Below are 12,887 nucleotides of genomic sequence, written 5' to 3'. Positions count from 1 at the left end.
GAAAGGCGCGGCGGGGGGTGCGTCGCAAATTCGAAAGGCGCACGCGCTCCTCGGCCCTGAATCTCGCGGCGCCGGCCCGTGCACGATTTTCGCTTGTCCCACGCGGGTATGAGCGCAGAGACCCGACGCCCTTCGGAAGAACACCCCCTCGCTCTCTTCCGCGACGCGTTGCTCGCGCAGAAGGACGTCCTCATCGATCGCGCCATCGAACGGACGAAGGCGTTCATCCCCTTTCTCGACGAGCTGCCCCGGGACGCCCTCGTGGACTCGATCGGAGAGGACGCGCTCGCGTATGCGCACGCGCTCGTGGCGGCTGATTTCACTGATCTACGCGCCCGGGCGCGCGGCTGGTGCGAGAGTCAGATCACCCTGGACCAGGGCAGCGCGCTCGTGCTCCAGACCGTCGAGGCGGTCCGGAAGGACTACCTGGAGCTCACGCTCGAAGCGTTCGCCCGGGGCGTCCCCGGCGCCCGCGAAGGCGCGCTTCGGTTGATGGATGCGTTCGGCGCGGTCCACGCGGAGCTCGACGCGTGTTACCACGGCGCGTCGGAGCAGGAGGTCGCGGGCGATCGGCTCTTCCGGAAGTTCGTCGACGCCTCGCCCGATCCGGTGGCGCTCACGCTGCGCAGCGAGGGCGTGCTCTACGCGAACGCGGCCTTCAAGCAGACGTTCGGCGAGGACATCCCAGGCCGAATGCTCGCCTCGTTCGTCGAGGACGACCAGAGAGAAGCGTTCGCGAAGCTGCACGATGCGGTGGATCGGACGGGGCGCGGGCGCGGCGAGATCCGCATGCGGCGCGCGGACGGCGGCGTGTACAGCGCGGATGTGACGGCGTTCGACGCACGCGCCACGGGTGATCGAATCACGGCGCGATTCATGTTGCTCCGCGACAAGGGCCCGCTCGTCGCGGCGGAGGAGGCGCGCATGCAGCTCCAGATGCAGCTCCAGGAGGAGCTCATCGCCTCGCAGGCGGCGGCGATCCGCGCGCTCTCGACGCCGCTCTTGCCCATCGCGCCGGGCGTGCTCGTGATGCCGCTCGTGGGCGCCCTGAGCGAGCAGCGCGCCGAGCAGATGCTCGAAACATTGCTCGAAGGCATCTCGAAGCGGGGCGCGCGCGTGGCGATCGTCGACATCACGGGCGTGAGCGACGTCGACTCGCACGTGGCGCACGGCATCCTGCGGGCCGCCCGCGCGGCGGCGCTGCTCGGCGCGCGGGTGTTCCTGACAGGCATCCGCGGACCCGTCGCGCAGACGCTCCTCGCCCTCGACGCGAACTTCGGCAACCTCGGCCTCGTCACGTGCAGCACGCTCCAGGACGGCGTCGCCCGCGCGCTTCGCGGGACCGAACAGGCGTATGCTCCGCGGCGATGGACCGGTTGATCCTCGCATCCACGTCTCGCTTCCGCCGCGCGCTGCTCGACCGCCTCGGCCTCCCCTACGAAGCCCGCGCGCCCCACTTCGATGAGATCCCGCCCGAGGGCATGGCGCCCCGGGATGTGGCCCGCGTGTTCGCCGAGGGCAAAGCGAAGAGCCTCGAGCCCACGCCGGGCGCGTGGGTCATCGGCGCCGATCAGGTGCCCGAGTTCGACGGCCGCATCCTGCGAAAAGCCGAGAGCCAGGACGAGTGCCGCGCGCAGCTCGCCGCGCTCGCCGGCCGCACGCACATGTTGCATACGGCCGTGGTGCTCTGGTCGGCCTCCGAGGGCCGGATGCTCGGCGAGACGGTCACCGTCGAGCTCACGATGCGTCCGCTCTCGGCGGCCTTGATCGATCGTTACGTCACGCTCGATGATCCGGTGGGGAGCGCGGGCGGGTATCTCTTCGAAAAACGCGGCATTGGGCTCTTCGAATCCGTGCGCGGCGGGGACGAGTCGGCCATCGTGGGGCTGTCCTTGCTCTCGCTCTGCCGCCTCCTGCGCGAAGCCGGGATCGAGCCGCTCGATCTCGCGAGGTGACGAAATGACCCCGATGGATCACGCAGAGATCCTGCGCAAAGGCATCGAGGACTTTCGTCGGTTCGTCAATCCGCTCGTCGCCGCGCGGGTGGTCATGACGGGCGAGCCGCACCGCATGGCGGGAACACGGGACGGAAAGCTCGTCGAGGAGGGCGGGCAGCTCATCGAGGATTTGCACGGCACGCAATCCCTCGGGCACCGGGTCGCGGCCGTGGCGGACGCGGTGCGCGATTGGCTCGCGACCGACGCGCCGTCCTGGTATCCGTCGCGGGTCAATCCATACGCGGGGCGGCTCGGGCGCGCGCTCTTCGAGCGGACGGGCTACGACAACGCGTTTTTCGGGATGTCGGGCAGCGACGCGGTGGAGGCGGCGATGAAGCTCGCGCGCGCCGCCACCGGGCGCCCGCGCGTGCTCTCGCTGCTCGGCGCCTACCACGGCACCACGATGGGGAGCTGCGCGCTCATGAACCCGGGGATGTTCCGGGATCCGTTCGCGCCCCACCTCCCCGACGTCGCGCCCGTCCCGCGCGAGGACGTGGACGCCCTCGCGCGCGCGCTCGCATCCGAGGACGTGGCCGCGATCATCGTGGAGCCGATCCAGCTCGAAGGAGGGGTGTTCCCTTTGTCGGAGCGATACATTGCGGCCCTGTGCGAGCTCACGGAGGCGCACGGCACCTTGCTCGTGGCGGACGAGGTGCAGACGGGCCTCGGCCGGCTCGGGCGATTCCTCGGGACCTCGACGTGGCCGCGCCGCCCGGACGTGATCGTGCTGGCGAAGGCGCTCGGCGGCGGCCTCTTGCCGTGCTCGGCCATGCTCACGCGCAAGGAGATCTTTTTGCGCGCTTATGGGAAGGACATGGCCACGGCGGAGGCGCACAACGTGACGTTCGGCGGCAATGCGATGTCCTGCGTCGCGGCGCTCGCGATGCTCGACCTGCTCTCGCCCGAGGTCCTCGCCGTGGCCAAGGCGCGCGGCGACCATTTTCAGGAGGCGCTCGGGCGCGGGCTCGCGGGCTCGCCGCTCGTCGTGGAGGTGCGCGGCGCGGGGCTCATCGCGGGCGTGGAGCTCACGGCGACGGACCACCCGTGGCTCTCGTTCGAGCATTTCGGCATGGAGGAGCTCCACGGGCATTCGCCGATCGGCCTGCTCGTTTGCCACCGCATGTACAAGCGGGGTTACTACTGCTTCGTGTGCGGTCACCGCTGGAATACGCTGCGGCTCCAGCCGCGGCTCGATATCTCGGAGGCCGAGATCGACGCGTTCGTAGCGGCGCTGCGCGCGGAGATCGATTCGATCGCGGAACTCGTGTAGGGGCGCGCGCCGAAGTTTTTGGAAAAGGCTGCCGCCGCGGAAAGGGCGGCGGCGTCGGCTCCTTCCTTGCATTCACCGCAGTGGGGGAGACCATGCGCATGCCGCGCACGCCACACCTTCCGCGATCCCACGGATTCCGCATTTTGATGAGCGCGATCTTGGCGCTCGCCGCGTGCACGGGCAGAGGTTATGCAGATCCACGCACGGACGTCGCGCCCTTACGGCACGCCGCTCCGTCCCCTGCCCCCGAGCTTCTGCGCTTCGACATCATGTCTGGATCCATTTCCAATCACTTCTATCGCCGCGGCGCGGTCGCGGCGCACCTCCTCACGACGTCCGGCTCCCCCCCCCGCCTCCTCGTGGCGTTTCCCGCGGGCAATGCCGGCCTCGTCCTCGGCTTCGCGCCGCTCGCGCAGCCTGCGGCGTTCGACCTCGCGCCTTCCACCACGCTCGAAGGCGTCGAGCTGCCCGATGGAATGCGCGGCGTCACGGCGCATCTCGCCGCCCGCGCGCCCGCGTTGCGCGTCGACCACGCCCTCTTGGCCGGGATCCGATTTCTGCGCGACGATATGGCCGGAGGCCTCGGCCCTGGGGCGCCCTCACTCGCGCATGAGGTCGATCCCGAACCGCCCCTCACCCTGCGCCGCACCATGCTCGACGGCCGACGCATCGAGCTCCGCATCGAGCCCGTGGAGGGGTCGACGCTCGCGCTCGAAAACAACGATATCGTCCTGCACGCCGGCCCCAGCGGCGACCTTCACTTCTTCGTCACGGCCCTCCACGACGAGCCGCCGCTCGCGCCGTTTCCAGTCGAGGATCTCCTCGATGCGCAGGCAGCAAACGATCCGCAGGCGCGCAAGGCCCTCGCCTTCCTCGCATACCGCGAGAAGTTCCTCGCCGGCTCCTGGCGCTTCTTGACCTATTTCGGGCGTGACACGCTGCTCGCGCTGTACATGCTCCAGCCCGCCCTCGAAGCCCCTGCCATCGAGGCCGGGCTCGGCTCGGTGCTCGATCGGCTCGCCCCGGACGGCGAGGTCGCGCACGAGGAGGCCATCGGCGAATACGCGGTGTGGCTCCATTCCATGGCGACCCCACGCCCCGCGGATCTACGCGCGCCCGTCCTCGATTACAAGATGATCGACGACGACTTCCTCCTCGCCCCCATGGCCGCCGCGTACCTGCTCGACATGCCCGCGGGGAGCGCGCGCGCCCGAGGATTCCTCGCCCGCAAGACGCCTTCGGGCGTGCTTTATCGCGACGCGCTGCGGAACAACCTCGCGCTCGTCCTCGTGCGCGCGGCCCCCTATGCAGCGCACCCGGGCTCGGGGACGCTGGTCGCGCTGAAGCCGGGCCTTCGCGTGGGCAACTGGCGCGACTCGGAGCAAGGCCTCGGGGGTGGGTTGATCCCGTTCGATGTCAATGTGGCGCTCGTCCCCGCGGCCCTGCGCGCCGCCGCGCGCCTCTTCGCGAGCGACCTTCTCGGCCCGGACCCCGCTGCGGCCGACGAGGCGCGAGCCTACGCCGACGCATGGAAAGGGGTCGAGCGCCATTTCAGGGTGGAAATCCCCACGGCGACGGCACGCGCGCGCGTCAACGAATACGCGGTCTCGGTGGGTCTCGACGGTGCCGCCGCCGTCGCATCCATCGATACCCCGGTTCGCTTCTTCGCCCTCGCGCTCGATGCTGCGGGCCAACCGATCCCAGTAATGCATTCGGACACGGCGTTCGTTTTGCTCTTCGACGACCCCTCGCCCGAGGCTCTCACCCTCGTGGCCCACGATCTCCTGCGCCCCTTCCCGGCCGGGCTTCACACGGATGTCGGCATGCTGGTCGCGAATCCTGCGTATGCGGGTGATGCTGCCCTCGCCGCAATGTTCACGCGCGCCGATTACCACGGGACCGTGGTCTGGTCGTGGCAACAAGCCGCGATGGCCGCGGGCCTTTCCCGGCAGCTCGCGCGTAAGGATCTACCCGCCGCCACGCGCGAAACGCTCGTCCTGGCCGAGCGCGTGTTGTGGGAGGGCATCGAGGCCACCCACGCGCGGCGCGCCGAGGAGCTGTGGAGCTGGGAGCCTGCGGGCGGCAAGGCCGTGCTCCTCCCGTTTGGTCAAGCGCGCGGCCACGTGGACGAATCCAACGCGCTGCAGCTCTGGAGCACCGTCTATCTGGCGCTCCGGCCGCCGCCCAGGCATTGACATCCCGTCGGAAGCGGCACGGGCGTCGCAGCTTCCTCCTTTCGTCCCGACCTTTCGCCAGGAGGCCCCCTGCGGAACCTGATCGACGGATTGACGTCATGTCGGCCGGCACAAGGTGCGTTGCAGAGCCGTGCGCCGCTCGATTCAGCGCAGATGGGCGACGACGACGGTTTCCACCCAAATTGCCGACAGAAAAGGGGAGTCGTGAATCATGAAAAAGCTGCTCGTGACCAGTCTCTTTGCAATCGCTGGCGGGCTTTTGTTCCTCCGTACGGCCATGGCGTTCGACGTCAACGCGGGCCCCATCTGGAACAACGCCGACGCGCAGAACAAATGCCCGGCCGTCTGTAGCGGCCTGCAATGGAACGGGCAGTGGACGACCACCGTGCCCAATCAAATGTCGGTCTGCGGCACGGTGCAGGGGGTCGACGTGCCGGTCGGGCCGATCTGGAACAACGACGACGCGCAGACGAAATGTCCGAGCCAGATCAGCCGCGTGACCTGGAGCGGTCAGTGGACGACCACCGTGTGGGGCCAGATGTCGGTCTGCGGCTGCAACCCGCCGCCTCCGGCGAGCTAGCCGTTACCGCCGGAGCCCCGGCGCCTCGTGCCCGCTCGTGGCCACGTATTCGAGGTAGCCGCCGCCGTACTTGTGCACGCCCTCCGGCGTCAATTCGAGCACGCGGTTCGAGAGCTGCGCGAGGAAATGGCGATCGTGGGAGACGAACAGCATCGTCCCCTCGAAATTCGAGAGCGCCTCCACCAGCATCTCCTTCGTCGCGATGTCGAGATGGTTCGTCGGCTCGTCGAGGACTAGGAAATTCGGCGGATCATAGAGCATCCGCGCCAATACGAGCCGCGCCTTTTCCCCGCCGGAGAGCACGCGGACGGGCTTGTCCACGTCGTCGCCCGAGAAGCCGAAGCACCCCGCGAGCGTGCGCAGCGTGCCGAGCGAGGCATCGGGAAAGGAATGGATGAGCGTGCCGACCACCGTGAGCTCCGGATCGAGCACATCCATCGCGTGCTGCGCGAAATACCCGAGCTTCACGCTCGCCCCGAGCGAAGCGCCTCCCGCGTCGGGCGCGAGGTCACCGGCGATCATCTTGAGCAGCGTGGATTTCCCCGCGCCGTTGACGCCCATCACGCACCACCGCTCGCGCCGGCGGACCAGGAAATCGAGCCCGTCGTAGACCGTGCGGCTCCCGTAACGCTTCACCACGCCGTCGAGCTTCGCGACGTCCTCGCCCGAGCGCGGCGGCGCGCGGAAATCGAACATCTGCGGCCGCTTGCTCTTCTTCGGCGGCTCGAGTTTGTCGATCTTGTCGAGCTTCTTCACACGGCTCTGGACCTGCGCCGCCTTCGCCGCGTGGGTCTTGAACCGCTCGATGAAGCGCATCTCCTTGGCGAGCATCGCTTGCTGGCGCTCGTATTGCGCCTCGGCCTGCTCGGCGGCGATCGCGCGCTGCCGCTCGTAGAAATCGTAATTGCCCGTGAACGTGGTGAGCTCGCCGCCGTCGATCTCCAGGATCTTCGTGCAGATCCGGTTCATGAACGCCCGATCGTGGGCGGTGATGACGAGCGCGCCCTCGTAGGACTTCAAAAAGCCTTCGAGCCAGATGATCGACTCGATGTCGAGGTGGTTCGTCGGCTCGTCGAGCAGGAGCACGTCGGGCCGGAGCAGGAGGATCCGGGCCAGCGCCACGCGCATCTTCCAGCCGCCGGAGAGCGTCCCGACGTCGCGATCCATGAGCTCGTTCGAGAAGCCGAGGCCCGCGAGGATCTCCCGCGCCCGCGCGTCGAGCGCATACCCGTCGAGCTCGCTCCATTTCGCCTGGGCCTGCCCGTATCGTTCGAGCAGCTCCTCCATCTCGCCTACCCGGTCCGGATCGGCGAGCGCCGCTTCGAGCTCGGCGAGCTCGGCCGCGATCTCGGAGACGGGGCCGACGCCGTCCATCGTCTCGGCGACGATGCTCTTGCCCTTCATCTCGCCGACGTCTTGCCGGAAATACCCCACCGTGACGCCACGATCGATGGAGATCTGCCCCTCGTCCGGCGCCTCCTCGCGGGTGATCAAGCGGAAGAGCGTGGTCTTGCCCGAGCCGTTCGGGCCGACGAGGCCGATCTTCTCGCCGCGGTTGACGGCGGCAGAGGCCTCGACGAAGAGGATCTGCTTGCCGTGGCGCTTGCCAATGGAGTCGAGCCGGATCATGCGGGGCGCCTACTTAGCGGACCGCGGGCCCTAACGCATCCGAAAAAAACACGCCGTCCTCCGGAGGATGGAGGAACGGCGTGCGGCTCACGCGCCGCGCGGCGCGCTCGGCTTCCAGGTACGCCTGCATTCTTCGAGGTAGGCCCGCGCCTCCGCCATTGTCCCGAAGAACCGCAGCGTCGCCACACCGCCCGTGAGCAGCTTCGTGGCGCGCGCGAGGAGCTCGATCACGACCTGGATCGAGTAAGGCGCGCCGACGACGGCCGCGATGTGCGGCGGCAAGGACTTCGGCCGGCCGAGCCCTTCTCCTTTCGCAATGCGCGACATGCCCGCGGCGTGCCGAACGTCCGCGAGCACGAAGATACGGCCGAGCGCGAGGAGCCGCTCGTCGTGCACCCGCCACATCGCGGCCATCTCTCCCGACTCCAGATCGCCATGGAACTCCATCACGAGCAGGTCCTCCTGCTCGAAGCGGAGCACGTGCCTGCCGATGTGGATGTCCTCGTGCATCGATTCAATCGGCGGTCACGGCATCGGGCAGCGCGGGTCCCCGTTTTGCGTCATCTGGATGACGTCGTCGCCGATGGGCAGCGGATCGCAGCCGTGACCCTTCTCGCAGATGAAATCGAACTCGGGCGTGGCCTTCGCGTGGCAATCAAGGCAATTGCCGTTGAACTGGTTCACGACGTCCGTGACGCCGCGCTTCACGATCTTCGTGCCCATCTCCGAGACTTCCAGGAAGAAAAACTCCCAGTCGCCCGACTCCACGGCGAAGCCCGGCGCGCGCTTGACCATCGCCTCGGTCGGGATGAGCTGGATCACGGTCCCCACGGGGTAATCCGTCGTGCCGGGGGCATTGGCCGCGGTGAGCGTAGCGTCGAGGTTGCCGAGTTTGTTCGTGATGCGGAAGGAGCGGACCTTCTCCCAATCGAGGATGCAATCGAAATCGGCGTCGGTCATGACGAGGTCCGCGCCGCCGGTGCCGCCGCTGCCTCCGCTGCCACCAGTGCCGCCGCTGCCGCCGGTGCCTCCGCTACCGCCCGCGCCTGCATTGCCCCCCGCGCCTCCGCTGCCGCTGTTGTCGTCGCCGCATGCGGCGACGGACGCGCACACGAGGACCAATCCGAGGATCGAAGCAAAACCGAGGCGGAAAGGGATCATGTAGAAGCTCCTTTGAGAGGCTTACGCGAGCGTCGCGTCGCCCCGTTTCGCCTTCTACAGGCTTTCCCGCCCCATCACAACGGCAATTCTTTGCGTGAGGCGCGGCTCAAAGGGTCTTCGCCGTGCGGCGCTTGTCGCGGAGCCAGGCGAGGCCCGCGTCGAAGACGACGTCGTGCCCGCCCTCGAAGAGCACGAGCGTGGCGCTGCCGGAGGTGCGCGTGAGGTACGACGGGGCGCCAGCGCGCTCATAAAGATCATGGGAGGAGGAGGTCGACACACGCCGTGTCGCCGTGGGAGCGAGGAGCTTGACAAGCACATCGTCCCCCACGCGATCGGCCGGCTCGGCGAGATCATTGAAGGCGGAGATCGAATGCCGCGGGGGCACGACGTCGTCACGAATGCCCGTGGCCACATAGACCGGCACGCCGGCCTGCTTCGCCTTTGCGAGGAGCGCGCTCGGGCTGCGGCGGGAGCACTCGTGGAATGCGCGCGTGTCCGGGCGCGGCGCGCCTCCGCACACGCCCTCGATGAAACGCGCATAATGCCGCTTCGGGGCGTGCTTCCGGTTGTACACGTACCAATCGGGGATGTCGTAGACCGGCGCCCACGCCACGACGCCCGCCCATAGCTCCGGGTGCCGCCCCGCCATCGCGAGCGCGGTCATGCCACCGCCGGAGAAGCCCGCGAGATAGATGCGCGTCTCGTCGACGTGGCCGCGCTGCTTCGCGTAGGCAATGGCGTCGAGGATGTCCTGCGCAGCGAGGTCCGAGGCGGCGGCCTCGGGCCGGAGGTACGGCCCCCGGAAATCGGGGTGCACGAAGACCCAGTCGTTTTGCGCGGCGAACATGGCATACGGGATGCCGATGTTCTGCCGCCAGTCGGTGCTCCAGCTATGCAAGACCACGAGGAGAGGACGCTTGCCGGCCGCGCCCAAATCGAAGAACATGGCCCGCTGCGCCGCGCCGTCGGCAGACGATTTGAGCGTCACGGCCTCGATCCCGGGGACGCGCTCTTTCCACGCCCCGAGGCCCGAGGCGCCCTCGCCGCCTGGAAATCGGGAGGCGAGCGTGAACGCGGGCTCCACGCGCTTCACGCCCTCGGCGCGCGCAGGCCCCTCCGTGATCGAAAAAAGCGCCACGAGCGCCACCAGGGCAAGGAACCGAACACGATTCTGGGTACGATGCATGCGGTCGTCTCTCGGAGCGCGGGTATAGCGGCTCCACCCAGCCGAGGCCATGCATCACGCATGAATTGCGAATGCTGCGTTCGCTCGTCCGCGCCACGGAACGACGCAATGAGGCACGGCGATTGCGTTCTCTACGGGCACGGGACGAACGTATCCAGGCGCGCGAGGCCGCGCAGGGAGGGTGCAATGCCAAGCCCCATCGTTTCCATGCTGGTGCTCCTCGCGGGGATCCTCGTCTCCGGGTGTCGGGAAACCCCCACGGCGCACGCGGAGCCCCACGCACCTCCGCAGGCGTCCACGCCTCGGCCGGCGCCCATGCCAGGCGAGCGCACGCGAGAGCCGCTTTCGTTGATTCCGGAGTTCCCACGCGCGGCCGGCGGCCCGTTCCCGTTCGGCGCGCAGGATTTCTCGGTATGGCAAGCACGCATCCCACGGATCGAGGAGGTTGAGATAAATTCGTCCCTCGACGGGAGCAAGCAGCGCGCGCTGCTGTACGATCCGGGCCGACCCGAGCCGCGCCCGCTGCTCGTGGCGCTCCATAGCTGGAGCGAGAATTATTTGCAGAACATCGGCATTCCGTACGGGATCTTCGCCGAGCGAAACGGTTGGGTGCTCATCCATCCCGATCACCGCGGGCCCTACCGGTCCCCCGCGTCGACGGCCTCCGCGCTCGCGCAGAGGGACGTGCTCGACGCGATCGACTACGCAAAACAACGCGCCCGCGTGGACCCGACACGGATCTATCTCGTCGGGTATTCCGGCAGCGCGATGACGTCGCTCGTGCTGGCGGGGCGGTACCCGGAGATATGGGCCGGCGTCGTGTCCTGGGTGCCCATTTACGACCTCGTGGACTGGTACGGCTGGCTGCGCTCGAACCTGCCCGAGCGCCATTACGCGCACGAGGTCGCCGCGGCCTGCGGCGGCGCGCCCCGGCCGGGCACGGCCGCCGCGGACGAATGCCGCCGGCGGAGCCCGCGCTCGCACCTCCAAGCCGCGCGCGGACGGGTGAACGTCTATCTCGGCGTGGGGCTCTGGGACCAGCTCGTCCCCCCGGATCACGCGCTGCGCGCTTTTAATGACCTCGCGGCGCCCGCGGATCGGGTGCCAGTGGAGGACATCGGGCGAATCACCAAGACGCGCAGCATCCCGGAGACCCTCGGCGCCCCGGAGGCGCGCCCGCTCTACGAGGCCGCGAAGGCGAAGGTGGTCTTCGAGCGCACGAGCGAACGCGCGACGGTGGTGGTTTTTCAGGGCGGGCACGACGTGATCTACAACGCGGGGCTCTCGTGGCTTTCCAGCCAGCGGCGAACCGTGCTTCCATGAGCGTCGACAAACCCATGGCCACCTTGCTCGTCAACATCGACGTCGATGACCTCGACCGCGCGATCCACTTTTACACGGGCGCCTTCGATCTCCGCATCGGCCGCCGCTTCGGCGGCGCCGGCGTGGAGCTCGTGGGCGCGAACGCCGCGATCTATCTGCTCGTGAAGCAGGCGGACCGCCCTCCCTTTCCCGGGTCGACCTCGCCGCGGTCGTATGCCCGCCACTGGACGCCGGTCCACCTCGATTTCGTGGTGGAGGACCTCGACGGCGCGCTCGTGCGGGCCGAGGCCGCCGGGGCGGTTCGCGAAGGCGACGTCGCCGCGCACGCCTGGGGCCGGATCGTCCTGCTCGCCGATCCGTTCGGGCACGGGCTCTGCCTGATTCAGTTTTCCGAGAAGGGATACGACGCGATCGCCACGAATGCGTGAGGGAGCGGCGTCACTCGACCTCGGCGAGCCGCGTCCCCGCGAGCCTGCGCCAGAGCGAGGGGCGCGCGTCCTCGGGCGCGCGCGGAGGACGAGCGCCCGGGCGCAGCCGCGGCGCGCGCTGGGGTTCGTCGAGGAAACGGAAGAGCTCGGACAGGATCTCCGGCACGGCCTCGCGGTGCGGATAATGGCCGACGTTCGGGAAACGCCGGACGATGGCGCCGTCGACGTAATGGTGCACGGTCTCCGCGTGCTTGACGGGAATCACCGGATCCCGATCCCCCCAGTACACCGCGAGCGGCGGCAGCTCGCGCAGCCGGTGGGCGTGATCGAGCAAGTGCTCGCGTTGCCCCCGCAAATCGACGGCATTGCGCAGCGTCCGGAAGAGAGCGCGCGCCGAGCCCGGGCGGCCATTCATCTCCACGAGGTGCCTGCGCTCCGCTTCGTCGAAATTGCCGCCGAGCACGCGCACGCCCGCGTTCGTGCCGAGGCCCATGAGCACGGGCGCCGCGAGGTCGAGCAGGCCCGTCGACGAGGCGAGGCGTAGCGGCGCGGCGACCTCGAGGCCGAGCCCCCCGGCGGCGACGAGCGCCAGCCGATGCACGCGCCCCGGCTGTTCGAGCAGCACGTGCATCGCGATGCCGCCGCCGAGGGAATGGCCAATCAGATCGAAATCCGACAGTCCCAGCGAACGAATCCATTCGACGACGAGGCTCGCGTACCAGGAGACGTCATACGACGCGTCGTACCGGCTCGACTGCCCGTGCCCCGGCAGATCGAGGGCATAAAGCCGCCGATCCCGCGCGAGCGCCGGGGCGATCTTGTTCCAGGTCCGGGAGGTATCTGCGAGGCCGTGCACCAGAACGGCGGGCCTTTGACGCTCGTGGGCATGCCCGGCATGCGGAGCCCACTCCTCCCAGAACACGTTGCCCCCCCGGAACGAACGGCGATGGCTGCGGCAAGCGACGGACGTCATGGGCGAGGTTAAGAATAAAGCCACGCGCGCTCGGCTGTCCACGATTTCGGCACTTTTGCGTCGCGAAAACGTCACGATGCAACCCATGGTTTGCACCGCGGCGTCATGGAGCGAAGAGGGATACGCGGCCGCGTGATCCAGCGTG

The 12,887-nt window shown here is 68.6% G+C and carries 12 protein-coding genes; 7 read left to right on the top strand and 5 right to left on the bottom strand.

Going from position 1 to position 12,887, the window contains the following annotated elements:
- The first annotated feature begins 108 nt into the window (after nucleotides 1-108).
- The 5 genes from E8A74_RS31460 (at nucleotide 109) to E8A74_RS31440 (ending at nucleotide 6,042) form a co-directional block, all read left to right on the top strand.
- The gene (locus tag E8A74_RS31460) at nucleotides 109-1,380 is read left to right on the top strand and encodes an STAS domain-containing protein (RefSeq protein WP_136932803.1); all 1,272 of its coding nucleotides are present in this window, start codon (nucleotides 109-111) and stop codon (nucleotides 1,378-1,380) included.
- On the top strand, nucleotides 1,368-1,955 hold the full coding sequence (locus E8A74_RS31455) for a Maf family protein (RefSeq protein ID WP_136932802.1): 588 nt from the start codon (nucleotides 1,368-1,370) through the stop codon (nucleotides 1,953-1,955). Before E8A74_RS31460 ends, E8A74_RS31455 begins: the two co-directional genes overlap by 13 nt.
- A 13-nt stretch (nucleotides 1,956-1,968) precedes the next feature.
- On the top strand, nucleotides 1,969-3,267 hold the full coding sequence (locus E8A74_RS31450) for an aspartate aminotransferase family protein (RefSeq protein ID WP_170229520.1): 1,299 nt from the start codon (nucleotides 1,969-1,971) through the stop codon (nucleotides 3,265-3,267).
- A 146-nt stretch (nucleotides 3,268-3,413) separates the two neighbouring features.
- Nucleotides 3,414-5,462, top strand: a complete 2,049-nt coding sequence (locus tag E8A74_RS31445; protein ID WP_232379835.1) for a hypothetical protein — start codon at nucleotides 3,414-3,416, stop codon at nucleotides 5,460-5,462.
- 211 nt (nucleotides 5,463-5,673) lie between these two features.
- Complete coding sequence (locus E8A74_RS31440) at nucleotides 5,674-6,042, top strand: mannan-binding lectin (protein WP_136932800.1); 369 nt, start codon at nucleotides 5,674-5,676, stop codon at nucleotides 6,040-6,042.
- Nucleotides 6,043-6,045: 3 nt separating this feature from the next.
- Here E8A74_RS31440 and E8A74_RS31435 read toward each other — a convergent pair whose 3' ends face one another.
- The 4 genes from E8A74_RS31435 to E8A74_RS31420 form a co-directional block, all read right to left on the bottom strand.
- Complete coding sequence (locus E8A74_RS31435) at nucleotides 6,046-7,671, bottom strand: ABC-F family ATP-binding cassette domain-containing protein (protein ID WP_136932799.1); 1,626 nt, start codon at nucleotides 7,669-7,671, stop codon at nucleotides 6,046-6,048.
- A gap of 87 nt (nucleotides 7,672-7,758) precedes the next feature.
- On the bottom strand, nucleotides 7,759-8,181 hold the full coding sequence (locus tag E8A74_RS31430; protein WP_136932798.1) for a hypothetical protein: 423 nt from the start codon (nucleotides 8,179-8,181) through the stop codon (nucleotides 7,759-7,761).
- A gap of 15 nt (nucleotides 8,182-8,196) precedes the next feature.
- Complete coding sequence (locus E8A74_RS52930; protein WP_170229511.1) at nucleotides 8,197-8,832, bottom strand: hypothetical protein; 636 nt, start codon at nucleotides 8,830-8,832, stop codon at nucleotides 8,197-8,199.
- 106 nt (nucleotides 8,833-8,938) lie between these two features.
- Entirely contained in the window at nucleotides 8,939-10,018 is a 1,080-nt protein-coding gene (locus tag E8A74_RS31420; RefSeq protein WP_170229519.1) for an alpha/beta hydrolase family protein, read from the bottom strand.
- 186 nt (nucleotides 10,019-10,204) lie between these two features.
- Here E8A74_RS31420 and E8A74_RS31415 point away from each other — a divergent pair, with 186 nt between their 5' ends.
- Nucleotides 10,205-11,341: an alpha/beta hydrolase family protein gene (locus E8A74_RS31415; protein ID WP_170229518.1), complete on the top strand. Its 1,137-nt coding sequence runs from the start codon at nucleotides 10,205-10,207 to the stop codon at nucleotides 11,339-11,341.
- A complete protein-coding gene (locus E8A74_RS31410; protein ID WP_232379834.1) occupies nucleotides 11,338-11,769 on the top strand; it encodes a VOC family protein in 432 nt (143 codons plus the stop codon). Before E8A74_RS31415 ends, E8A74_RS31410 begins: the two co-directional genes overlap by 4 nt.
- Nucleotides 11,770-11,779: 10 nt before the next feature.
- Here E8A74_RS31410 and E8A74_RS31405 read toward each other — a convergent pair whose 3' ends face one another.
- Nucleotides 11,780-12,742, bottom strand: a complete 963-nt coding sequence (locus E8A74_RS31405; RefSeq protein ID WP_136932795.1) for an alpha/beta fold hydrolase — start codon at nucleotides 12,740-12,742, stop codon at nucleotides 11,780-11,782.
- Nucleotides 12,743-12,887 lie beyond the last annotated feature (145 nt).

Origin of the sequence: Polyangium fumosum (genome assembly GCF_005144585.1) — a bacterium.
In the GTDB taxonomy this organism is placed as follows: domain Bacteria; phylum Myxococcota_A; class Polyangia; order Polyangiales; family Polyangiaceae; genus Polyangium; species Polyangium fumosum.
The sequence above is the reverse complement of the archived record's forward strand: the minus strand, read 5'-3'. Positions and strand labels throughout refer to the sequence as shown.